Source organism: Pelorhabdus sp. sgz311001 (assembly GCF_055901755.1).
The window spans coordinates 184,025-208,417 of record NZ_JBVXUT010000003.1; the positions used below are offsets into that span (position 1 = coordinate 184,025).

Consider the following 24,393-nt stretch of genomic DNA (forward strand, 5'->3'; position numbering starts at 1 on the left):
TTTGCTTTGTTTTTTTATTTTACTTCGTTTCAGCCAGTCGTTTATAGCTAGCTAAGCGATCTTTAGCATCTTTTTCGGTCTTCTCAAATAAAGCTTCCGCCATTTCAGGGAACTGTTTTTTGAGCGCCGAGTACCGGACTTCGCCCAACAGGAATTCTCTAAAGTCGGCGGTCGGTTCTTTCGAATCAAGCACAAAAGGATTCGCGCCCGTTTCTTTCTTTTGCGGATCAAAACGGTACAAGGACCAGTAGCCGCTTGCCACAGCCTGTTTCGCTTCTTCCTGACTGCAACCCATACCGGCTTTCAGACCATGATTAATACATGGCGCATACGCAATAATGAGTGACGGTCCCGGATAGGCTTCCGCTTCAGCAATGGCTTTTAACGTCTGATTCTTATCAGCGCCCATAGCAATCTGCGCTACATAAATATAGCCATAGCTCATGGCAATCATGCCAAGGTCTTTCTTCTTCGTCCGTTTCCCGCCTGCCGCAAATTTCGCAATCGCTGCTGTCGGCGTTGCTTTCGAAGACTGTCCACCTGTATTGGAATACACTTCTGTATCAAAGACAAGTACATTCACATCTTCGCCAGAGGCTAGTACATGGTCAAGACCGCCAAAGCCAATATCATAAGCCCAGCCGTCGCCGCCAAAGAGCCACTGTGACCGTTTTACTAAAAAGTCTTTGTTTTGTTCAATCGCTTGCAGCAGCGCATCTTTTTCGGTTTCATTTTCGAGTGCCGCAATGACCTGATCCGCCCGTTCGCGCGTGCCTTCACTCGTATCTTTTCCGTTCAACCATTCTGTCAATGCGCTACGCAGTTCGTTGCTGAGGTTTCCGGCGAGCGCTTTCTCTACATCAGCAGCTACTTTCTTGCGTAACTGTTTCACGCCAAGCAGCATGCCCAAACCAAATTCGGCATTGTCTTCAAAGAGAGAGTTGCCCCAAGCCGGGCCATGACCGCGATGGTTCGTCGTATAAGGCACCGATGGCGTACTGCCGGCCCATACGGACGAACAGCCTGTTGCATTGGCTACCATCATCCGATCGCCATAAAGCTGCGTGACGAGTTTGGCGTAAGGGCTTTCGCCGCAACCGGCGCAAGCGCCAGAGAATTCGAGCAGCGGTTGTTCAAACTGACTGCCTTTGATCGTTTCTTTCTTCATGGGGTTCGCTTTCGGCGATACCTTCATGGCATAATCCCACAAAGTTTCCTGCTCTGTCTGCGTAGCCAGCGGCTGCATAATGAGCGCTTTTTCTTTGGCCGGACAAACCTGCGCGCAGTTGCCGCAGCCCGTACAGTCGAGGGTGGAAACAGCCATTCTAAAGGACAAGTCTTTCGCGCCAACAGCTGGTTTTACGACAAATCCTGCTGGAGCTGCCGCCGCTTCGCTTTCACTCACAAGGATTGGACGAATCGCCGCATGAGGACATACATAGGCGCACTGGTTACATTGAATACATTTGTCAGCCTGCCACTCTGGTACGTTAATGGCAATGCCGCGTTTTTCATAAGCCGCTGTGCCCACAGGATAGGTGCCGTCTTCTACCGGCAAGAACGCGCTGACCGGTACTTTGTCGCCATCTTGACGATTCACTGGAACAAGGATGTTTTTAATAAAGTCAGGAACTTGGGCTGTTACCGCTTCCGTGCTTTCGGCCTGGGCCCAAGCGGCTGGAACGTCTACTTTCACGCAAGAAGTGACACCACGATCAATCGCCGCCTGATTCATCGACACAACTTTTTCGCCTTTTTTGCCGTAGGATTTTACAACGGCTTCTTTTAAGTAATTCGCTGCCGCTTCCACAGGAATGACATCAGCAATTTTAAAGAAGGCTGCCTGCATGATCATGTTGATGCGTCCGCCAAGACCAATTTCCTGGGCAATTTTCACAGCGTCAATCGTATAGAATTGAATCTGTTTTTCCGCGATATAACGTTTCATCGCTGCGGGTAAGTACGTGTCCAGTTCTTCGGCATTCCAACTACAGTTGAGGAGGAAGTTGCCGCCGGATTTCAAGCCTTCTAAGACATTGTATTTATCGACATAGGATTGGTTATGGCAAGCGATAAAGTCTGCTTTGTTGATGAGGTATGGCGCTTTGATTGGCTGTTTACCAAAGCGCAAATGAGAGATCGTTACGCCACCGGATTTTTTCGAGTCATAGGCAAAATACGCCTGGGCATACAAGTCCGTATGATCGCCAATGATTTTAATAGCGCTCTTATTAGCGCCGACGGTGCCGTCAGAACCAAGACCCCAGAACTTACAAGCTTTCGTACCCACTGGCGTCGTATCAATATCTTGGCCAAAAGGCAGCGACGTGTGATTCACATCATCAATGATCCCCACCGTAAAGCCGTCTTTCGGGGCGTCCGCTTTGAGGTTCGCAAAAACGGCTTCAATGTGGCTAGGAATGACGTCTTTGCCGCCTACGCCACAACGTCCGCCCACAATGACGGGGTGCCAGTCGCTCGTATAGAAGGCTGATTTTACATCAAGATAGAGCGGTTCGGCCAAGGAGCCCATTTCTTTCGTCCGGTCAAGAACAGCGATTTTCTTGACGGTTTTCGGAATGTATTTGAAGAAATGCGAGATGGAGAAAGGACGATATAAATGAACCGTCAACAGACCCACTTTTTCGCCTTGCTCATTTAAATGATCCACCACTTCTTCAATGGCTTCGCACATGGAACCCATGGCAATGATCAGACGCTCGGCATCCGGCGCGCCATGATAGTTAAAGAGGTGATATTCACGGCCGGTAAGCTTCGTAATTTCTTGCATGTATTCTTCCACGATTTCCGGCAAAGCGTCATAGTAACGGTTCGTGACTTCGCGCTGCTGGAAGTGAATGTCGGAGTTTTGTACGGTACCGCGCAGAACGGGATGATCCGGGTTTAAACCACGGCGACGGAACGCTTGAACGGCATCCATATCGACGAGTTTTTCCAGTTCATCATATTCGAGCACTTCAATCTTTTGAATTTCATGCGACGTTCTGAACCCGTCAAAGAAATTGAGGAAGGGAACGCGGCCTTTAATGGCTGCTAAATGAGCGACTGCCGCCAAATCCATAACTTGCTGTACACTGCTTTCAGCAAGCAAGGCAAAGCCAGTCTGTCTTGTCGCCATGACATCAGAGTGATCGCCGAAAATGCTGATCGCATTAGCGCCAATGACGCGGGCGCTTACATGAAAGACACCAGGTAAAAGTTCACCAGCAATTTTGTACATGTTCGGAATCATGAGCAAGAGACCTTGCGAAGCCGTATAGGTCGTTGTTAACGCACCAGACTGCAAGGAACCGTGTACAGCACCAGCAGCGCCGCCTTCTGACTGCATTTCTACAACTTCTACAGTCTGTCCGAAAATATTCTTACGGCCTTGTGCAACCCATTCATCAACGCTTTCAGCCATATTCGATGACGGCGTAATCGGAAAGATTGCCGCAACATCAGTAAATGCATAAGAGATATGGGCGGCGGCTGTATTGCCGTCCATTGTTTTCATTTTTCTTGCCATAATAAAAAATCCCCCTAACGGCCATGGCTCATAAAAGCCATGGCCGTATTAAATTATAAAGATAATACAAAACGAGTCATTAACATAACAATTGCTGAATCAATTAGAGCTGCAGCCACCATGATTGGGAACCATTTTACATTTGTCTGCGAAACCATGATTACGCGAACAAAATTGCCAACCAGCGTTCCCATCATCATCGTAGCTGGGAAAAGAATCGTGGCCTGAGCCGCAGTAATCACGCCTTCGTTATATAAATTAGCTGCCGTAGCTGCGCCAGCTGCTTTAGCAAAAAAAGCGGCAATTAATACAACAATGGATTCTCCTGGCAAACCGAAAATAGCCATAACTGGACTCAGATACTGACCTGCCAGCGCCATAACGCCCAGTGTATTAAGAATTTTTACCAATACAAAGCCTAGAATCAATGCTGGTAAAATGACTTCGACCATCAAATAGAAACCTTTTTTCGAACCAGCCATGAAAACTTCGATCATATTAGGCTGTCTTTTTGCAACCTCAGCCATTAGCAACACTTCCTTCCTGTGCTCTTTTTCTGTTGTATGCGATAAGTAGTCGAATTAAATTCGTACCAACAAATTTCGCAACAACAATCAGCCCCATGATAGCGCCAGCTGACAAGACTGAGATCGGCAATAACGGCGCACCAGATGCTAACGTATTTGATACAACAGCAGAGCCAGGAAATAAATACGAAGCTAACAAGGTTCTTTCATCATCGGTAATCAAGCCCTCTTCATAGAGGTTTCTAGTTAATACGGACGACACATCTGTGCTGGTAAAACTGCTCATAAAAGCCAGACCACTTACACCAGGGATACCAAGTAGAGGTCTTAAAATAGGCCGGAAAAATACGCCAGCTGCACGAATCGCGCCATTTGCTTCCGCCACTTCCACAATTCCCAGTGCCAACATAACGATAGGTCCTAAAGCAAGGGCCTGTAAAAAGCCATCGCTGGCGCCGGAACCGCCTTTACCAACAAAAGTGGCTGCTCCCGAAATTTTACCAAAGCCGCCAACTAAGACCTGAAAGTCAAAAGCGCTAAGAGGTCCGGCATGCGATAAAAGTCCGGAAAAGCACAGTATAACGGCAATAAGAGAGATCCAGCCTTTCCAGGTGATTTTTTCTTCAACTACGTTACTCATCATTGATCCCCCATCAAAAGTATTCAAATAAAATCAAATAGGAAACTAAGGAAACATCATACTACTATTTTTTTAATTCATCTAATTTCAAGACACAAGCAACAAGAAGCTTGGCTCTTTCAAATAAACTATCAAGCAAGGCAAATTCTTCGGGACTATGATTTCTGCCGCCTTTAACGCCCATAGCGCATACAGTCGGAACGCCAGCTAAGACCGAATAGGCTGAATCAGAAGCACCGCCAACAAATTTAGCATAAGGAGTGCCAAAACCATTTTCTTCATAAGCCGCTTTTACGATTTCAAATAAATTTTTCACGCCGTCTGTTGTTTTCATCGGCTTAATGCCTTCCATATAAGTAACAGTGCTTGTCGTTCCATGTACATGAACATCATCAGCAACTGCCTGAACCTGACGCATAATTTCTTCTAAATCATCAGGGTCCTTATAGCGAACATCAATATAAACCTTGGCATATTCAGGAACTGTCGTAGAAGTTGTGCCACCCTGGATTACGCCAACATTAAAGCTAATTCCCTTATCCCAATTTGTTAAAGCTTGTACACCAATGACTTTATAGGACATTTCTAAAATAGCATTTCGTCCATTTTCAGGATCATTTCCGGCATGAGCAGCAACGCCTTTTACTTCCAGCATAATACGCGCAACGCCTTTGCGGCCCACAACAACCCCATTATCAACAAAACCAGTTTCTACATTAAAAGCAGCGGCATAGCCTTTTGCTTCTTCAATCATAAGTTCAGGTGCATTTGACTGAGCATGAAGTACTTCTTCGTCGCCTGCTAATAAAACTTTAATCGCCCGTGAATCATATCCGGCATTTTTAAGAGCCTTAATGGCATAAAGAGCCGCTACGATACCGCCTTTCATATCAAGGACTCCCGGTCCATAAACCGTACCGTCTTTGATCGTAAAAGGTCTTTCCGCTAAAGCGCCCGCCGGACAAGCAGTGTCCATATGACCTAAAAATACAACACCCGACTTGTCTTCATTGCGACCAAGTTCACCGACAAGCAAGCTGCCAGCTTTCTCAAACTCAACCAGACGAACTTCGGCGCCTTCTTCCTTTAATATCTGGGAAAAACGATCTGCCACCTTATTGATACCGGGTTTTTCATGCGGGCCGCTTTCAATCGAAACAACCTCTTGCCATAAAGCGACCATCTCTTCCTTATGAGCGTCAATGAACTGAAATGCTGCGTTTTTCTGTTGGTTCATGCTATGCCTCCTAAAAGTTTTTTTATTAAAACTCTTAAAATATTTAAGAGTTACTAATAATAAGTATTTGAAAAGTATATTTTTCACTGAACATTTCGTTTTTTCAGTCTATTTACTTCCCGAAAAAAGTGCTTTTACGATGTAATTTTGCCTTCTCGTAAAAAGCACCTCTATGTACTCTTTTAGTCATAAATTCTTTAATATTCAGTATCTTATATTCGATTTTCGAAAATCGAATATTAAAAAAATAAACTAACATTTAGCTTAAATACTTCATCAAATTCTCACTAGCATTCTTCATGTGTTTACGCAAAATATCCTGCGCCGCCTGTATATTTCTTTCCTGGCAGGCTAACAGCATCGCTTGATGCTCCTCTTGCGACCTGGATTGATACTGAAGGATTGATAAATAGAGCCTCATATATCGTTCCACATTATTATGCATGTTGCGAATTAGTTTTAATAAGGTTGGACGTTTTGCCGACTGATATAAGATTTCGTGAAATTGCCAGTTTAGCTCACTCAGTTGCTGCGTGTGACTTTCCGTCTGCGCTTGTTTAAGAATCGCCGCAGCTTCAGCAAAATCTTCCTCTGTCAGTTCCGGAATTGCTAACTCTAAGGCGCCAAGCTCCAAGAACAGACGAATATCAAAAATTTCTTGAGCTTCTTCTGCCGTTAAAGCTTTTACGATAACACCGCGATTGGGATAAAAACTTACAAGATCTTCCGCCTCTAAAGTTTTCAAGGCTTCCCGCAATGCACTCATACTGACACCAAATTTTACAGCTAACTCTTCCTGCTTTAACTGAACGCCACCATTGAGTTCACCAGAAAGAATCTGCTCTCGTAAAATATGGGTAATCATGCCTGGCAGAGTACGATATGAATCCTTTATGTGATTGTGAATGTTCTTTCTCATGTATTTAATATTATATTCTATTCATAATCTTGTAAATAGATTTTTATTTTGTATTTTGTATACTTTCGAAAAATTCAGTGGCTAAAGCTTATTCCGCTTTAGCCATATTCAATAATTTATCTCCCACTACTTGGAGGTCAATTATTTTTTCCGTAATTAATTGGGTCGCATTCGCCTGTTCTTTCGTGATTTTTGCGGTCTGCTGCGTATAGTCAAAAACTTGTTTGACCGAATCTTTCAAGTTGCCAAGCGTCTGTTTGATCTCTTTGGCCGATTCATGACTTTGGCCGGAAAGTTTACGAACTTCTTCCGCTACTACGGCAAAGCCGCGACCATTCTCGCCAGCCCTAGCCGCTTCGATCGCAGCATTTAAACCAAGCAAGTTCGTTTGCCCGGCAATTTGTTGAATCGTAGCAAGAAAATCATCCGTATTGTTTACATGAAGCGCTGCTTTATCTGAGAGTTGCGCTACATCTTGCATCGTAGCCGTTAAATCTTCCTGCGACGCATTCAATTCTTCAACAATCGCTACGATATTGGCAATGGACTGATTGACTTGCTGCGCTTGCTCCAATAACAATTTTTTATTATAATCAGCCTCAATTTCGCGACAAATAACACCAATTGCAATTTTAGCCAATGGTTTTGTAAAAACAGGGTCACCGCCCAGACCAAAACTGCCAATCCATTCATTTTTATAGATGATTGGAAAATGAACCCCCATTTTACTTGCCCCTGCCGACTGTTTTTCATCCTCAGCGGTTACAATGCGATATGGAATTCTTTCTGCAAGAACTTTCTTTGATCCCGCATGAGCACTGCCAATTCGGCTGACATCTTTGGCTGCTATAATCGTACCTTCTTCATTACAAATTACGGCAGCAACACCAGTTTCATTAAAAAGAAAATCAACTAAATTCTTCGCTGTCTTTTGATCGATTTTTTGATCGATTCTTTCATTCATCCCGCTTCGCCCCTCAAATTGATTTACCATTTTAATAAAAATAGCGATACAAAAATCCTCTTTCATGGTTTTTGTATCGCCCTCATACACTATTGTATTTTAGAAGTAAAGACAAGTCAAATAAAATCCACGAGCCTCATGCGAGGCTCGACCATTTTCCAGAATGATTTTTTCCGTGTCCAAAACATTTCAATCCACGAGCCTCATGCGAGGCTCGACGTTCTGTTAGGCATTGCTTTGCTTTGTTCTTTAGATTTCAATCCACGAGCCTCATGCGAGGCTCGACCTGTAGTTGATACTGCGAATACTGCGATTGTTACATTTCAATCCACGAGCCTCATGCGAGGCTCGACGAAGTATCTTAGCAATACTGTGACTTTAACAATGATTTCAATCCACGAGCCTCATGCGAGGCTCGACACCGCTAGACACGTACTCGTTACGCGCGCAGTCGAATTTCAATCCACGAGCCTCATGCGAGGCTCGACGCCTGTCTCTGCGTCCACTGTTGCATACTTGGAATCATTTCAATCCACGAGCCTCATGCGAGGCTCGACCTCATCGATATCATCCTGCATCGCATCTTTTTTTAATTTCAATCCACGAGCCTCATGCGAGGCTCGACAAATGCCTTTTGTTCCTTTTAGTGGGCTTACGGAAATTTCAATCCACGAGCCTCATGCGAGGCTCGACAAATATTATCACTTCCAATTCTATTTTTACTGGTATTTCAATCCACGAGCCTCATGCGAGGCTCGACGCAAGTGACTGGCGTGAGTGTGACGTAAACTGTGATTTCAATCCACGAGCCTCATGCGAGGCTCGACTCAAAGTTAGTCCTGGGACTATTAACACATGGAATTTCAATCCACGAGCCTCATGCGAGGCTCGACCGCGGCGTGAGTGTAGGCTATGGCGTGGATAATTGGATTTCAATCCACGAGCCTCATGCGAGGCTCGACCATACATTTGCTTGTAATGTTTACTCCACATACGATTTCAATCCACGAGCCTCATGCGAGGCTCGACATAAGCTTATAAGAAACGCCGTCATCCGTGGACTATTTCAATCCACGAGCCTCATGCGAGGCTCGACTCTACTGCCTTTTTTCGGTCTGTTTCCATGTCTACATTTCAATCCACGAGCCTCATGCGAGGCTCGACGAAAAGCTATTGGCAGAAAGTTCGAAACAGTGGGATTTCAATCCACGAGCCTCATGCGAGGCTCGACAACTAGCGCTCCGTTTCGATACCCTTTAATCGTTATTTCAATCCACGAGCCTCATGCGAGGCTCGACGTTATCCCGCTTCACGCTGCGCAGGACGATAGTATTTCAATCCACGAGCCTCATGCGAGGCTCGACCACAAGGAAAATTATCATAGCCGCCAATCTCGAGATTTCAATCCACGAGCCTCATGCGAGGCTCGACTTGATTCCGTATGCAAACACTATCCGTTAGCTTTAATTTCAATCCACGAGCCTCATGCGAGGCTCGACCGGCATGAGTGCGAGAGAGCAAGAAATCATAAAAATTTCAATCCACGAGCCTCATGCGAGGCTCGACCACAAAAATTCGTATAGTTCTTTTAGCCAAATCTATTTCAATCCACGAGCCTCATGCGAGGCTCGACCCATCAGCGCCGACTATCGCATCAGAAAGCGTGTATTTCAATCCACGAGCCTCATGCGAGGCTCGACCCTTGTTGAAGGACGCTTGACGATCCGTAGTTATATTTCAATCCACGAGCCTCATGCGAGGCTCGACACTGTAGGAAGTAATAACGATTTATACTTAGCGGGATTTCAATCCACGAGCCTCATGCGAGGCTCGACAGCTAATGATTATTATAAAATAAAGCTAATTCAAATTTCAATCCACGAGCCTCATGCGAGGCTCGACAAGTAGGGCGCTGTGCAAGTTCGGCAACGGCAATATTTCAATCCACGAGCCTCATGCGAGGCTCGACCCTGATCGGCGCCTTCCGTTTTGACTCCAAGCAATTTCAATCCACGAGCCTCATGCGAGGCTCGACATTTGCTTAACTTCAGTATTGTAAATCAATTGGTATTTCAATCCACGAGCCTCATGCGAGGCTCGACAACTGTATTTTCCTGATATTTCCCTTGAACTGGTATTTCAATCCACGAGCCTCATGCGAGGCTCGACTAAAAGAAAATACATAAATGCCATCGGTCGCTGTAATTTCAATCCACGAGCCTCATGCGAGGCTCGACCTTTGTAAACCACTTGTAACCTATCGCTTAACTTATATTTCAATCCACGAGCCTCATGCGAGGCTCGACTTGTTGCTTCTTCTATTTCTCCCCTGAGTATACATTTCAATCCACGAGCCTCATGCGAGGCTCGACCATTCGGTCATCTGATTCGCTCCAATCCACCAAAATTTCAATCCACGAGCCTCATGCGAGGCTCGACTAAGCTCTCCGCATTTTCTCGGTCATAGGCCGTATTTCAATCCACGAGCCTCATGCGAGGCCCGACATTAGACGATGGTCATTTCTTTGCGACTATTGAAATTTCAATCCACGAGCCTCATGCGAGGCTCGACAAATAGGGAGTGATAGTGTTGCCGGAAACGACATTTCAATCCACGAGCCTCATGCGAGGCTCGACGTATTCGGAGGTCATACGGACGATTTACACGGGATTTCAATCCACGAGCCTCATGCGAGGCTCGACGTTTGTCGGCTTATCTACCTTTTGCCAGTATGTGAATTTCAATCCACGAGCCTCATGCGAGGCTCGACACCTAAACAAGTTTATAGGTACACTGGTAGTAGATATTTCAATCCACGAGCCTCATGCGAGGCTCGACGATTTCAGCTCAGGATAAAGCAACCGATACGCTTAATTTCAATCCACGAGCCTCATGCGAGGCTCGACTGCCAGCGGCGGCGCTTATGATCCAGCTAAAGCTATTTCAATCCACGAGCCTCATGCGAGGCTCGACGTCGGTTTGTTGTATTCCTGGTGATGATAGAGATATTTCAATCCACGAGCCTCATGCGAGGCTCGACAACTTCATCCGTATAATGACCACCAGAATCGATATTTCAATCCACGAGCCTCATGCGAGGCTCGACATTACGCCCAATTTAATATCTACGGTGAAGGAAATTTCAATCCACGAGCCTCATGCGAGGCTCGACCTATTGGCTGAGTTTACCAGCTTCAATTTTCCGATTTCAATCCACGAGCCTCATGCGAGGCTCGACTGTAGCAATTTCCTGCTTTTTAGCCAGTTCAAAATTTCAATCCACGAGCCTCATGCGAGGCTCGACCAACTTCCTAAAACCTCCGCTAATTTCGAACGAGATTTCAATCCACGAGCCTCATGCGAGGCTCGACAACCAATGTGCCGTTTCGATACCCTTTAATCGTTATTTCAATCCACGAGCCTCATGCGAGGCTCGACATACCCCACTTGCTGTTATTTACAGCCATAGGATATTTCAATCCACGAGCCTCATGCGAGGCTCGACCTCCTGCTGCTACTTGCGTATTCCCATCCGTTACAATTTCAATCCACGAGCCTCATGCGAGGCTCGACTCGGTATTGATGTAGAGAGCGGGTTGTTTCTGACATTTCAATCCACGAGCCTCATGCGAGGCTCGACGCCATAGTATCCGTTAGATATGTTCCAGCAGGAAAATTTCAATCCACGAGCCTCATGCGAGGCTCGACTTTAAATCAGGTACAATTGTTCCACTTGTAGAAGATTTCAATCCACGAGCCTCATGCGAGGCTCGACTCTCAGTTCCCATCATCTTCTCGACTTCTTTCATATTTCAATCCACGAGCCTCATGCGAGGCTCGACCTCTGCCGACACTGGCGACAGTCCTTGCACTTGAATTTCAATCCACGAGCCTCATGCGAGGCTCGACGTCGTATAATCGACTACAACATAATTTTGATCATCAATTTCAATCCACGAGCCTCATGCGAGGCTCGACCGGTATATTTTGGGATGAGTTTTTTCCATTCTCTGATTTCAATCCACGAGCCTCATGCGAGGCTCGACACCTGTTCAATAACACTTTCTACAGTAATATTGCTATTTCAATCCACGAGCCTCATGCGAGGCTCGACCCTTCGCGCTGCGTGTGCTGAGTTTGTTATAAATGGATTTCAATCCACGAGCCTCATGCGAGGCTCGACGGCCTAGGAATCGGATACGGTTTGCATAAGTAAAATTTCAATCCACGAGCCTCATGCGAGGCTCGACTAATCCTGTGTTTTCTTTACGTGTTTTTATTGTAATTTCAATCCACGAGCCTCATGCGAGGCTCGACGATTATATAAAATAAGTAATTATGGCAATGTAATTATTTCAATCCACGAGCCTCATGCGAGGCTCGACCTGTCGCAAGATTAATCGGTGGATATTCGCTAGGTATTTCAATCCACGAGCCTCATGCGAGGCTCGACGCCGGGCGTATAGTGATTTAAAAAACGTAATCTATATTTCAATCCACGAGCCTCATGCGAGGCTCGACTTCTAGTCTTTACATTGCCATCTTCTCCGATAAATTTCAATCCACGAGCCTCATGCGAGGCTCGACGCTGGAGCTGTTTCATTGGTAGCATCACCATTAATTTCAATCCACGAGCCTCATGCGAGGCTCGACAGTACCATCAAAAAATTCAGTAATAGCAATACTTCGCAACATTATTTTCGCGAACCTATCTTTTAAGAGATGTTTCATTCAATAGAAACACATAAAAATACTTATGTTTGATTCTACTTCGCGAGCTATAAAATCAACATTCCTTCTGCTTCATAACTTGCTTTAGCACCAAAATGTTCTGTTTTGTTTTGATATTTATTTCCTAAATTATAAAAACGCAGACTATCTTTGCTTGGATCAATTATGTCCTGTAGTTGATGCTGCACTAATCGATATTGCGCTTCATCTAAAATGCACTCAAACACAGAATTTTGTACTCGTTGACCATATTTAACACAAAACTTGGCTACTTTCCGCAAACGACGTCTGCCATCATCATTTTCCGTGTTGACATCATAAGTAACTAATATCAGCATAGCATTCCTCATTTCCACAAAAATGTTGGATATTCTTCTAAATCACCACGCAGCGACCGTGCTAGTAACAAAGCCTGAATATAAGGAATCAATCCCCAATAAACTTTTTCCTGCAAAAAAGGATGTGTAATCTGCTCACGCTTTCTTTCCTGCCACTCTTTGAGCAATGTTTTTCGACCTTGTTCATTAAGCCAAACAACACCGTTTTCCTTTTCTTGAAAATATGATGGTTTTATAATTCGATTGTTAATAAGAGTCAAAACAAATCTATCTGCATATATACTGCGTAGTTCTTCCATCAAATCCAATGCTAGAGATTCTCGCCCCGGCCGATCACGATGAAGAAAACCTACATACGCATCAAGGCCTACACTTTCCAGCGCCGACGCACAGTCATGAGAAAGAAGTGTATAAACAAAAGATAACATTGCATTCACGCGTCCAACTGGTGGCCGCTTATAACGTCCGTCAAAAGAAAACTCTTTTTTATTTTGCAAGATAAGTTCATCAAACACCGAAAAATAAATTTTAGCAGCATTTCCTTCTATACCGCGCAAAACTTCCAAATCTGTACACTTTCGGCTTTCCTTGATCGATAATGTTAGTTCCCGACTAGCGCTTTCAATTAAAGAAATATCCACATTGAGCGGATGATCTCGTTTAGCTCGTTCTAAAATTACGCGACTATTATACACTTTACCAATGATAAAGTTTCTTGCAATAAGACAAGACTCAGTCAAATTATCGGAAATATTATATTGTTTTTTTCTTAGCAGCACATTCCCCTGACTTGCGCCTGTCACTCGTGCTAAGAATCTACCATTAGGCGTCAAAAAACAAAGACCTATTTTCCGTTTAGCACATTCTCCCATTAAAGCTGGACTGGCTCCGTTATAGCCAAAATACAAGATATTTTCCAAGGTAAGAAGCGGTAACCGTCCTATTGTTTCATCCTCTTTCTTAACCACAACATTTTCATTTTCCAAAGCCAAATAGGAATCTTCCGTCAAAACGAATAGAGTATTGAGTAAATGGCGCATTTATTCATCTCCTAAGTGCTGCTGATAATAGTCTTTTACCGAAACATTTCGGCAAATCTTAGGCAAACACAGATCTTTTAGAGAGCATGACTGACATTTTTTCGTTGGCTTAACTTTTGGTGTCATACCTCGCTGATAGGCAGCATGCATATCTTGAAAAATATCCTTTACTCTTTCTCTAAGTTCTGACGTAAAAACAACTTCATCCCGCCGATGAGTTTCATCATAGTATAGATATCCTTGTTCAACCTCACAACAAAGCATCGCCTCTAAACATAATGCCTGTGCCGTCAGTTGCAAGACATCAATATCATCGCTCTTTGGTTTACCACGTTTATATTCAATAGGAGTAGTTTGCCATAACCCTTCTCTACCAAACAGTCGTGCGCCTTCTTTTCCTTTGCGGAATTCAACGACATCACATTGACCAACCGCTCCCAAACTGGCAGAAAAAACTCGCATTCCTCGACTAATTAAAAGATCGGCCCGTTTTTCTGTAAAAGATTCATCGTGGCACTTTTCATGGATGATCATCCCTTCTATCGTTCGTAGATTTTCCTGCCATTGACATTCCAAATGAATCAAGGCCCATTGCCTCCGACAAAAAGCAAAATGCTGAATGCCGGAAATCATCAGAAAATCTTCTTCGTTATACATATCATATCATCCGCTGGCAAGTTACACCTGTTGGCAAATTCGTAGTATCAACATTCACTTCGTAGTCTTGATAGGAACGAGCTGGCATAGTTTCATCTTTGCGTTTCGCTGAAATAGTGTCAAATAATTTATAAGCAGGGGCATTACCAAGTTCACTATCATGTTTAAATACAATCAATTCCCGGACTGACATATTGCCGCGTGAAGCCGAATGATCCAGTTCAAACATATTAATGATGCTTTTCCAGAGATACTCTAAATCTTGCTCATTAAAACCAGTTACTTTGCGAGCGAGATTTGCTGATATATACCCTTCTACCTTGTAAAGCGCATAAGGTACAATATACTTTCGACCAAGCATTGTGATCTTATCTTCTTGAAGCTCTTTTTCCGTTGCTACCGTCAATCGGGAAATTCCTATTTCCTGCGGCATAATGGGGTCAATGCTGCGAGCAAAACCAAGTTGAACTGGACCACGTACTTGTCCACAATTCAGCGCATATTTTACAAAGGTTGTCATAACAGCACCAAAAGTCCGAACATCAAAAAAGTTTTCACACATAAAATTTGCGATCTTCTTATCAAGATTTGGATCGTTTTTCTTGGCGTCCTTAAGCTTTCCTTCTTCCACACCCAGATATTCAAATGCCTTTTTGTCATTCCTCTCTAAGGGCACATGATCTTTAACATAAATACGGTATCCCGACTCCCCTTCGAAAGCTGCATCAATATAATTTCTGATTTTACGTTTCAAGCAGACATCCGTAATAATACCATGTCCTGTCTCTTGGTCAACTCTTGGCATATTCCCCGCATCAGGATCACCATTGGGGTTACCGTTTTCTACATCAAATAAAATAACAAATTCATAACGATTTTTAATTACTTCAGCCATTTATTTTTCCTCCTTTTTTTCGTACCGTTTCTGCACTTGATGGTAATATCCTAATATAAATATGCTTTGTTTTTCGAGTTCTAAAAATCTTGGTACAGGTTGCTGTCCCATTTCGATTTTCCCCATGATATGAGTAAGTTGTTTTTCAAAATAAATTTTTTTAGGAACTTCAAGCTTTCTCAAGTGATGACTTGCTAACTTCTGCAAAATAGGAAACACTTTTGCTGGTGTTGCGCATGCTGCATCAAAATAGCGGTCTTTGATTGTAGCATTGATATTAGGGTTTGCAGCCTGCTGAATGTGCTCCAATACAGCAAATAATCGCCCTAACACATACTCAACTTCACCAAATTCTTCATTTAGCACTTCGAGACCCCTCCCTAGGTTTAAACAACTATTTTTCTTTAAATAACAAGCTTTAAGAATTGCCGCCCGCCGATAATTAATTTTGTCCTGCCCTTCTTCGGCACGAATACGAAGCATAATATTTTGCAGCAATGAAACTGGATAAGGCTTATTCTGTAAAATTGCTTGTATCAAAGCGCCAGATAGTAGCGGCGATGCACTCTTATCTTTGGCATTCTTTGATACGGTTTCTTGTAGAATCCGGTCAATCGGAATATGAGAAAACTTTTCAAATGCTGGTTTGATAATCTTCATTCGCTCGGCATGCTCCGATAAATTTTTCAAAATATCACCAAAAGTGCTTCGCAGAAAAAAACGTATAGAAAGCCTTGCCGCATTCGGCGCTAATCCAAGCACATAGAAAGGATTATCGTAAGTAAGCTTTATCCCTGAAAAATCAATATCTTGATTTTGGCTGACCCTAGTAAAAATACCTTCCAAAAGCTCATCGCTAATCGTATCATCGCCGCCAAAAAACATTCCCTGAATTAAATTTTGACAAACTTCATTATTTTTTTCCGCCCAATAAATCACGGTCGTGTCGCCAATAACGCGCGCATGCTTTTTATCGTTTAAAAACTGATTGAGTACCGTTCCATAAGCAAACGCAGCATATTCAGATACCGGCGCATTGAGTCCTTGAGCTTCGTTTCTGCCATAAGATTCATAGGCTGGCGCATTAAAAGAGACTAAAGATGCTCCTGCCGATTGCGCTCCCCTGACACCCTTGATGGATGGATGAAGTCTGGCTATTGGCGACATCTTCCCTGTCACTAGGCATTGCATAATTACTGCATCATTTGCAGGTGCATTCTGCCACAAAGTACGAATCTCTTCGTTTTCATGGACATATTCACCGTTAACTATAAAAACAAGATTCGCACCTGCTTTGATCTCCTCCAAATAAGGTTCCAGAACAACATGTCCGCCCACTTGTTCCGGCTGCCATGTCTTAAAAAAATTGCGAACAGCAATTGCTGCATCAGAAGTCCCTTCTGATAAAATGTTTTGATGCAATTCCGCTGCAGCATCAAAACATTTTTGGCTTCGTTCTGCTTTTCCTTTATTATCTATACCTAAAAAATAGCTAGAGTTTTCACATAAAAATTGCGAAGTAATTCCAGATGACTTTTTGATTTGTTCTGGCACAACCAACATCTGAGGTATTTCCACTGTTTTTTTACCGCGAATTTCTTCTAATTTCAGAGTCTTAACACCAATGATTTCTCCCGCCAAATTAAGTTCCAATGCAAAACTCACTTTTGCCGAACTCCAGCCTTGTTCTGGTACTTTACCTTCTGTACGCAAATTTTCATATTCTTTTACTAAAGCTTGTAAAATCATTGACGCACCTCACAATCTCGCAAATCTAACACGCCATTTCGTAATATTGCGCGAAAAAATTGCGGTGTGATATTATCTAAATCACTATAATCCATGTCATAAAGCATATAACCCAAATCTTTTTCCTCATTAGAATAAACAGTAATAACTTCGTCTTCCATAACTGGCTTGAATTTTACCGGAAACTCCCGACAACCAAAATAAGGCTGATGATAAAACTGGCCTTTCTCCAAACGTCGCCTAAAAATATTACAAAACTTCCCCACATTATCAGTAGAATTTGCTAATTCAGTAAGCTCAAAATGAGCCTCGATAACATATTTCACATCTTTCAACAATAAAGAGGCCCGTTGCTGAATTTCTTCGGCCGTCACCAAGTAAACTTCTTCTGACGATCCCTGTAACAAACTTCGCATTTTATTTGCTGAAGCCTTTGCTTTCACTTCATTGCGACGAATATTGACAAATTGAATTTCTTTACAAACAAAAATCTTATCAATATGCCACTTTAACCCAGGATGCCAATAAATTGCTTCTAACAGACCTCGAGCAGCGGAAGGTGTGATCATATCATAGGAAACACGCTCCGTTTTCATTTCCGGCCGAGAAAATAGCGCATAATCACCAGCTACTTCAATTTTAAATCCAAAACTCATCTTATCACCTCAATACGCTAATTGTATTTACACAAAATAACACGGAAGTTCAAAGAGATCTCTTTTTATTCACTGTCCGCATTACAGCCATTTACAATAATTTAGTTTTACCGTAACAAGAAACAGTTTTAATATAATTAATAAAAACTTCCATGTTATTTATTATGTAATAATTAAATATTAATACTACAAAAGAAATTTGTCAACCATACTTTTACAACTCTAGACTTTATTGTTATAATAAGTTGTCATGAATTTATCATGTGGGTTGAAATCATGTAATTTATTATGTATCTAATTGAAATTTAGGGCAGGGTCGCGCACCCTGCCCTATTTCTTTTCACATAAAAACATCTTGTCCCTCTTCAATATTGGACAGCAACCCCTTTTCTTCGTCATACAAAGATAAATCAACCAATATACTAAGCGCTTCATCCAGCTTCTCGATTTTTTGTGTATTACAAAGTTTTTCGTAAGGCTGATAAGCATCACCACAATAAACATTCACCATATATTTCCCTGCCGTCCGCAACAACGCCCGACTACGTTCCTTATTTCTTAGTCGTTCGGTAATCGCGCTATTTTCTTCTGTCGGAATATAAATTGGCTGCTGCTTTGTTTCTATTAAAACAAAGGCCTTGGCAATATCATGAAATGGTAATTTTCCTTCTTGAATCATTTGCAAAATGCCTTTCCTATCAAGACCATTCCCTTTAAGATTATGCAATAAGTCAAAGTAACGAGTAATCGCTGCTGGACTGTCAAATTCCGTTGGAAATTCCCGTAGCACTGTTTCTGTCATTTCCTGAAGCAGCCTCTTTTTCGTCTTTGGCGTAGTAAATATATGAACTAGACTTTCTTCTCTTGCTCGCTTCCCTTCACGATTACACCGTCCAGCCGCTTGCAAAATACTATCAAGCCCTGCTAATTCTCGATAAACTTCAGGAAAGTCCACATCGACGCCCGCTTCCACTAAACTAGTAGCAACTACCAGACAAGACTCTCCAGTTTTCAGTCGTTGTTTTATTTCTTCCAATATCCTACTTCGATGTACAGGATAAAGATTTGTTGACAAATGATAGACGCCTGATGATTTATACCCTTTCAGTAAATCAAACAACTCTTGCGCCTGTTTCTTCGTATTAACAATACAAAGAGCTTGCGCCTTACCTGCCATTTCTGCTGCCAAGTCAGAAAGTTCAATATTTCCTGGTCTATTTACAATCGTGGTGCGGCGAAAAAAAATATAATTATCATCAATCGCTTTGCAAATTTCCGTCAAAGAGTGCTGCGTAAAAAACTGATTCAAAGACGGCTGAGTCGCCGTACATAGAACTGTAATTACATTATAATAAAGACTTAGCTCTTCAAGCGCCCGAGTACAAGGACGCAGAAATTCAGTTGGCAGCATTTGTGCTTCATCAAAAACCAAGACACTATTAGCAACATGATGGAGTTTGCGACAACGTGAAGTTTTATTAGAAAATAATGATTCAAAAAACTGCACATTTGTTGTAACAATAACTGGTGCATCCCAATTTTCTGTTGCTAACCGCTTTCTCACCATATTGAAATCATACCCACTACTGCCCTCTGAAGCATCATAATCCACATTCATATGATGCTCTACCACATTTTCATCGCCTAAAATACTACGAAAGATAGCCGCTGTCTGCTCTATAATACTAGTATAGGGGATAACATAGATAACTCGCTCTTTCTTTTGCCTGACCGCAGCATGCAAGGCAAAGGCCAATGAGGCAATTGTTTTTCCACCGCCTGTCGGTACTGTGAGATTTTGCATTCTCTCATTTACCTGATCTCCAGCAAGTAGACATTGCTGTAAAAGTTCGGAACGCCTTTTATTAATTTCAGATACAGGATGGGAAAAGTTTTCTTCAATGTAACAATCCAGCCGTTCCCTTAATTGAGAAATAGGCGCAAACCCTTGCCGCTTCGTGGCATTATCCCCCATGAACTCTTCAGTATCTAGAAAATCAGCGTCCACTAAACAAGAAAAAAGCATTCTTGTATAAAACATCCAAGAAAAAAGATCCTGACAAACCTTTGGATAAATTGATGTCCTTCTAATTGAAGGAATTGGCGTATTTTCTTGTAAATAATCTTGATAGTCAGGAAGGTCTTGGCGCTTTGCCTTGGCAAAAAAACTACCGCTACTCACCGGATCTATCGTCGTTCCTTTATTAGGCAAGCCACCATGATGCCCGCCAACACAAAAAGCAGCCTCAACAAGCTGTGCCTTAAAGAATTCCTGTAAACCAGCAGTAGAATGATCCACTTTTCTCCCACCGCCGGATTGGATATAAGATTGAAACTCTCTAGAGTACTTGCCAATATCATGATATTCCCCTAAAGTCCTCGCTAACTCTTCTTCACCAAAAGCTTTACCAAAAATTGCTGCTCGCTGCCCTGTTCCAGTCAAATGCGCTTTTAAACTTTGTTCTTCGCTAGTATCTTGATTTTTATGTCCAATAAATTGATACGTTCCCACCCCTTCACCTCGCTTTTCCATTTTTGTCAGTTTTACAGTAACATATAGCATTATTTATTATTAAAAAGCCCACCAGCTCCCCTATATCTTTCCTTTTCCCCCTTAAAAAGAGATATCCTGTCTAACTAAGGCAATATTTGTAAAAGAATATAGCCCTTTTATCCTAATTTCTTGCGATTCATTAGGACAAAAGGGCTACTTTTATGCATTTATATTACATTTTCCTGATCTACTCGCTTAATCGACTCTCTTACGTACCGCAATACGTTTTATAGACAATACTGGACGATTCAGGAAGACTTGCATACTCTTCTTGCTCCTTCGTATAGGCATAGGGATCTTGCAGCACCGTGAGAAGCTTGTCCATCACTGAATAGTCGCCATCTTCCACAGCGGCAGCCAGTGCTGCCTCGACACGATGATTGCGAGGGATGACAGCAGGATTAGCTTGTTTCATCAAAGCCTGAACTGCCTCCTCTCCTGCTCCCTGCTTCGACAAACGAGTTTGCCAGCGACTATGCCAGTCGGCAAAGTCTTTGTCATTCGCTAAAGCAGTGATCGATGGATCGGAGAGATTTCCGAGCGTAAGTCCACGGAAAGTATTGGTATAATCAGCCTGACGATATTTCATGAGGCCAAGGAGGTCTTGGATCAGCATCAGATCGTTGGCTTCTTCCCCCTCGCCATCCTGTACCGGAAATAGGCCAAGCTTTTCTCGCACGCCTTGGAACCAGGCTGTCTCAATCCAAACAGCGAAGTCAGCTAATATGGTATGTGCTGCTTCTACTGCCTGCGCTTCATCATCATGGAGCAGCGGCAACAACGACTCAGCAAAACGAGCAAGATTCCAAGCGCCAATTTTCGGTTGATTACCATAGGCGTACCGTCCATTTCGGTCAATTGAACTAAATACAGTTGCTTCGTCATAGCGATCCATAAAGGCGCAAGGGCCGTAATCAATGGTTTCGCCGCTTATAGCCATATTGTCTGTATTCATAACGCCGTGAATAAAGCCGACAAGCTGCCACCTCGCAATGAGCCACGCCTGCCGTTTTCCCATTTCGCGCAATAAAGTAAGATAAGGCTCTTTTTGCCCCGCCTCTGATTCAAGGGCTTCACGAAAATGACGCTTAAGGGTATAATCAGCTAGAGCTTTTAGATCCGCTTTTGTTCCCCAGTTTGCCGCATATTCAAAAGTCCCGACGCGAATATGGCTGGCAGCAATCCGTGTTAAAACAGCGCCAGGCAAAGCCGTTTCTCTCATGATAGGTTCCCCGGTAGTCACAACAGCTAAGCTTCGCGTCGTAGGAATCTTTAGACCCTGCATCGCTTCGCTAATGATATATTCGCGCAACATCGGGCCAAGCGCGGCCCGACCATCACCGCCGCGTGAAAAGGGAGTTAGCCCCGAGCCTTTTAGCTGCACATCAAAAACCTCACCTGACGGCGTAACTTGCTCACCTAGCAGCACTGCGCGCCCATCGCCAAGCATCGTAAAATGACCAAACTGATGGCCGGCATAAGCCTGTGCCAAAGGCTTGGCGCCAGGAGGAATTTCATTACCCGCAAGAACGGCTACACCGCCACGGCTTTGCAACGCATCTTTATCCAAACCTAACAGCAAAGCTAACTTGTCATTGAAGACAGCTAATTTCGGCCCTCTCACTGGCTGCGGTGAAAGTTCTCGGTAAAACAGCGCAGGCAGTTGCCGATAAGTTGCTGCAAGGTTCCAAACAGAATCATACGCTTTAGCGTCTTTTGACATAGATTTTCACATCCTTTTATCCATGATAAAATGCCTATTCTCTTTTTATCTAGTTATTAAGGAAGCTTTTCTATTTTTCACGTTAAAACGGTTTATATTCACCATTATAAAAAAACCTTCTCGCCGTAGCAAGAAGGTTTTTTCTAACTTATATTTCTATGATTTATGAGATGAATTATATTTTCGCAAACCGTACTTTCAAAATACCGTCTACTTGACCTAAAAGTTCTACTGTTTCTGTCGCTACCGGTGAATCCACTGTCATGATCATCATGGCATGCGCTTCTTCTTCGCTTAGCCCTAACTGCATGGTAGCAATATTAACATTATTTTTCCCGAGCAAAGTACCGAAGTTCCCGACAACACCGGGACGGTCAATATTTTCAGCAATCAACATGCAAGGTTTCGGAATCAGATCGAAGGTATAACCATTAATCTGGACAATGCGCATTTCTCCTTTGCCAAAAACACTGCCGCTAATCGTAAAGGTTTTCTTGGCGGAAACCACTTTAATCTGTAGGAGATTCAAGTAATTTTCAGACGAAGATTTTCTGCTTTCGATCACGCTGATGCCGCGACTTTCTGCTAGGAGTGAAGCATTTACATAGTTGACTTTTTCTTTTAAGACAGGCTCTAAAATTCCTTTGAGTACGGCTAAGGAAATGGCTGACGTATCGACTGAGCCGATTTCGCCGCTATAAGTAATTTCTACTTTTTCAACGGCTTCTTTTTCCCATTGATAATAGAGTTTGCCCATCGTTTCGCCTAGTTTTAAATAAGCCATATAGGATTCAAATTCTTGAGTAGGCATCGTCGGAAGATTGACAGCGTTTGGTACAATTTCGCCACGCAACGCGCTGATGACTTCTGTCGCAATCGTCACGCCCACATTATCTTGCGCTTCTTTCGTATCAGCACCAGAATGCGGTGTGAATACCACATTATCAAAATCAAAGAGCGGCGTATTAGGATGAGGTTCGCTCATCAAAACATCGATGGCAGCGCTCGCCACAATCTTTTCTTTCATCGCTTCTAAGAGAGCAGCTTCATCAATAATGCCGCCGCGCGCGCAGTTTACAACACGAAGGCCGCGTTTCGCTGCTTTAAATTGTTCGTGGCCGATCATCCCGAGAGTTTCTTCCGTTTTCGGCGTATGCACTGTTAAAATATCAGCTTCTCGCATCAATTCTTCCAGGGTTTCCTTTTTCTCTACGCCGAATTTTTTAAAGCGGGCGTCGCTAATATAGGGATCATAGGCAATCACGTGCATACCAAAAGCCTTAAGACGTGTAGCGACCAAGGAGCCAATTTTGCCAAACCCGACAATTGCCAAGGTTTTGCCAAGAAGCTCGATCCCTTTAAGACCGGCGCGATCATAGCTGCCACCGCGCACACGATCATTCGCTCTAGGAATATTACGGCAAGAAGCCAGTAAAAGACCAATAGTTAGTTCTGCCGCCGATACAATATTCGATTCCGGCGTATTCACGACGATAATGCCGCGACGCGTTGCCGCTTCTACATCAATATTATCAACACCGTTGCCAGCCCGTCCTACCACTTTCAAGTTGGGCGCATGTTCCAACAGTTCATCATTTACTTGGGTAATACTGCGAATAATCAATCCGTCATATTCACCAATCTTCGCTAAAAGCTCTTCACGACTTAAATTAGGCAGAACGTGAACCGTAGCTCCTTCTTGTACCAGTTTTTCCACGCCTTTATCGGCAATTTTTTCCGAAATTAAAATTTTCATGATTACCCCTCCGCTTTTTCTACTCTCTTACTGGCCAAGTAAGACTGCTGCACAGCTTTTTGGATAACAAAAAAAGCTCTCAATCCTGACGTTTGTCAAGGACGAGAGCGGTTTCTCACGTGGTGCCACCTTTATTTGTCATATTACTATGACCTTTGCTGATGATAACGGCGTCATGCCGGACTAGGTTCTGTCCCTAGCAGTTCCGAAGCGGATTCAACAGGTATCAGCGCCAATTTCCACCAACCATTGGCTCTCTGCAGCTTTTGCCTGCTTACTTTTCTTCTTCATTACATTTCTCAAAATCAAATTTTATGAATTGTATAGTCTGTAATATACTACGCTTTTTTGTCTTTGTCAATGCTCTATTTGTATGTAAAATCTAGCATCATAACAAAATTTTAATATTTCTTTAGCAGGATTTTCATTTTTTAGTGCGAATTAACAAAGACACTATTTTAATTATTACTAATAAAG

General features: G+C 43.1%; 15 protein-coding genes, 1 CRISPR repeat array and 1 other annotated feature. All 15 genes read right to left on the reverse strand.

Annotated features, from left to right (window positions below; genetic code table 11):
• Positions 1-19: 19 nt before the first annotated feature.
• The 15 genes from nifJ to serA all read right to left on the reverse strand — a co-directional run bounded on the left by nifJ (position 20) and on the right by serA (position 23,916).
• Positions 20-3,529 carry a pyruvate:ferredoxin (flavodoxin) oxidoreductase gene (gene nifJ, locus AC0MXB_RS09685; protein ID WP_474039464.1) on the reverse strand — a complete coding sequence of 1,170 codons (3,510 nt, stop codon included), beginning with the start codon at positions 3,527-3,529 and terminating at the stop codon, positions 20-22.
• A gap of 53 nt (positions 3,530-3,582) precedes the next feature.
• Positions 3,583-4,056 carry a nucleoside recognition domain-containing protein gene (locus AC0MXB_RS09690; protein WP_474039465.1) on the reverse strand — a complete coding sequence of 158 codons (474 nt, stop codon included), beginning with the start codon at positions 4,054-4,056 and terminating at the stop codon, positions 3,583-3,585.
• Positions 4,049-4,699: a nucleoside recognition domain-containing protein gene (locus tag AC0MXB_RS09695; RefSeq protein WP_474039466.1), complete on the reverse strand. Its 651-nt coding sequence runs from the start codon at positions 4,697-4,699 to the stop codon at positions 4,049-4,051. Before AC0MXB_RS09695 ends, AC0MXB_RS09690 begins: the two co-directional genes overlap by 8 nt.
• 61 nt (positions 4,700-4,760) lie before the next feature.
• Positions 4,761-5,933: a M20 family metallopeptidase gene (locus AC0MXB_RS09700; protein WP_474039467.1), complete on the reverse strand. Its 1,173-nt coding sequence runs from the start codon at positions 5,931-5,933 to the stop codon at positions 4,761-4,763.
• 259 nt (positions 5,934-6,192) lie between these two features.
• Positions 6,193-6,852, reverse strand: a complete 660-nt coding sequence (locus AC0MXB_RS09705) for a GntR family transcriptional regulator (RefSeq protein WP_474039468.1) — start codon at positions 6,850-6,852, stop codon at positions 6,193-6,195.
• 88 nt (positions 6,853-6,940) lie between these two features.
• Positions 6,941-7,816, reverse strand: a complete 876-nt coding sequence (locus AC0MXB_RS09710) for a methyl-accepting chemotaxis protein (RefSeq protein ID WP_474039469.1) — start codon at positions 7,814-7,816, stop codon at positions 6,941-6,943.
• A 119-nt stretch (positions 7,817-7,935) separates the two neighbouring features.
• Positions 7,936-12,470: a CRISPR direct-repeat array (repeat unit 33 nt; unit sequence ATTTCAATCCACGAGCCTCATGCGAGGCTCGAC).
• A 125-nt stretch (positions 12,471-12,595) separates the two neighbouring features.
• On the reverse strand, positions 12,596-12,886 hold the full coding sequence (gene cas2, locus AC0MXB_RS09715; protein ID WP_474039470.1) for a CRISPR-associated endonuclease Cas2: 291 nt from the start codon (positions 12,884-12,886) through the stop codon (positions 12,596-12,598).
• A gap of 8 nt (positions 12,887-12,894) precedes the next feature.
• On the reverse strand, positions 12,895-13,926 hold the full coding sequence (cas1c, locus tag AC0MXB_RS09720) for a type I-C CRISPR-associated endonuclease Cas1c (RefSeq protein ID WP_474039471.1): 1,032 nt from the start codon (positions 13,924-13,926) through the stop codon (positions 12,895-12,897).
• Positions 13,927-14,583 (reverse strand): CRISPR-associated protein Cas4, encoded by a 657-nt coding sequence (gene cas4 / locus AC0MXB_RS09725; protein ID WP_474039472.1) that lies wholly within the window; start codon positions 14,581-14,583, stop codon positions 13,927-13,929.
• Position 14,584: 1 nt separating this feature from the next.
• Complete coding sequence (gene cas7c / locus AC0MXB_RS09730) at positions 14,585-15,478, reverse strand: type I-C CRISPR-associated protein Cas7/Csd2 (protein ID WP_474039473.1); 894 nt, start codon at positions 15,476-15,478, stop codon at positions 14,585-14,587.
• Positions 15,479-17,227: a type I-C CRISPR-associated protein Cas8c/Csd1 gene (gene cas8c / locus AC0MXB_RS09735; RefSeq protein ID WP_474039474.1), complete on the reverse strand. Its 1,749-nt coding sequence runs from the start codon at positions 17,225-17,227 to the stop codon at positions 15,479-15,481.
• The gene (gene cas5c, locus AC0MXB_RS09740; RefSeq protein WP_474039475.1) at positions 17,224-17,883 is read right to left on the reverse strand and encodes a type I-C CRISPR-associated protein Cas5c; all 660 of its coding nucleotides are present in this window, start codon (positions 17,881-17,883) and stop codon (positions 17,224-17,226) included. Before cas5c ends, cas8c begins: the two co-directional genes overlap by 4 nt.
• A 340-nt stretch (positions 17,884-18,223) precedes the next feature.
• Positions 18,224-20,395: a CRISPR-associated helicase Cas3' gene (cas3, locus tag AC0MXB_RS09745; RefSeq protein ID WP_474039476.1), complete on the reverse strand. Its 2,172-nt coding sequence runs from the start codon at positions 20,393-20,395 to the stop codon at positions 18,224-18,226.
• A 250-nt stretch (positions 20,396-20,645) separates the two neighbouring features.
• The gene (locus AC0MXB_RS09750) at positions 20,646-22,160 is read right to left on the reverse strand and encodes a protein adenylyltransferase SelO (protein ID WP_474039477.1); all 1,515 of its coding nucleotides are present in this window, start codon (positions 22,158-22,160) and stop codon (positions 20,646-20,648) included.
• A gap of 175 nt (positions 22,161-22,335) precedes the next feature.
• Positions 22,336-23,916, reverse strand: a complete 1,581-nt coding sequence (gene serA / locus AC0MXB_RS09755; RefSeq protein WP_474039478.1) for a phosphoglycerate dehydrogenase — start codon at positions 23,914-23,916, stop codon at positions 22,336-22,338.
• Positions 23,917-24,010: 94 nt separating this feature from the next.
• Positions 24,011-24,216, reverse strand: a binding site (T-box leader).
• Positions 24,217-24,393 lie beyond the last annotated feature (177 nt).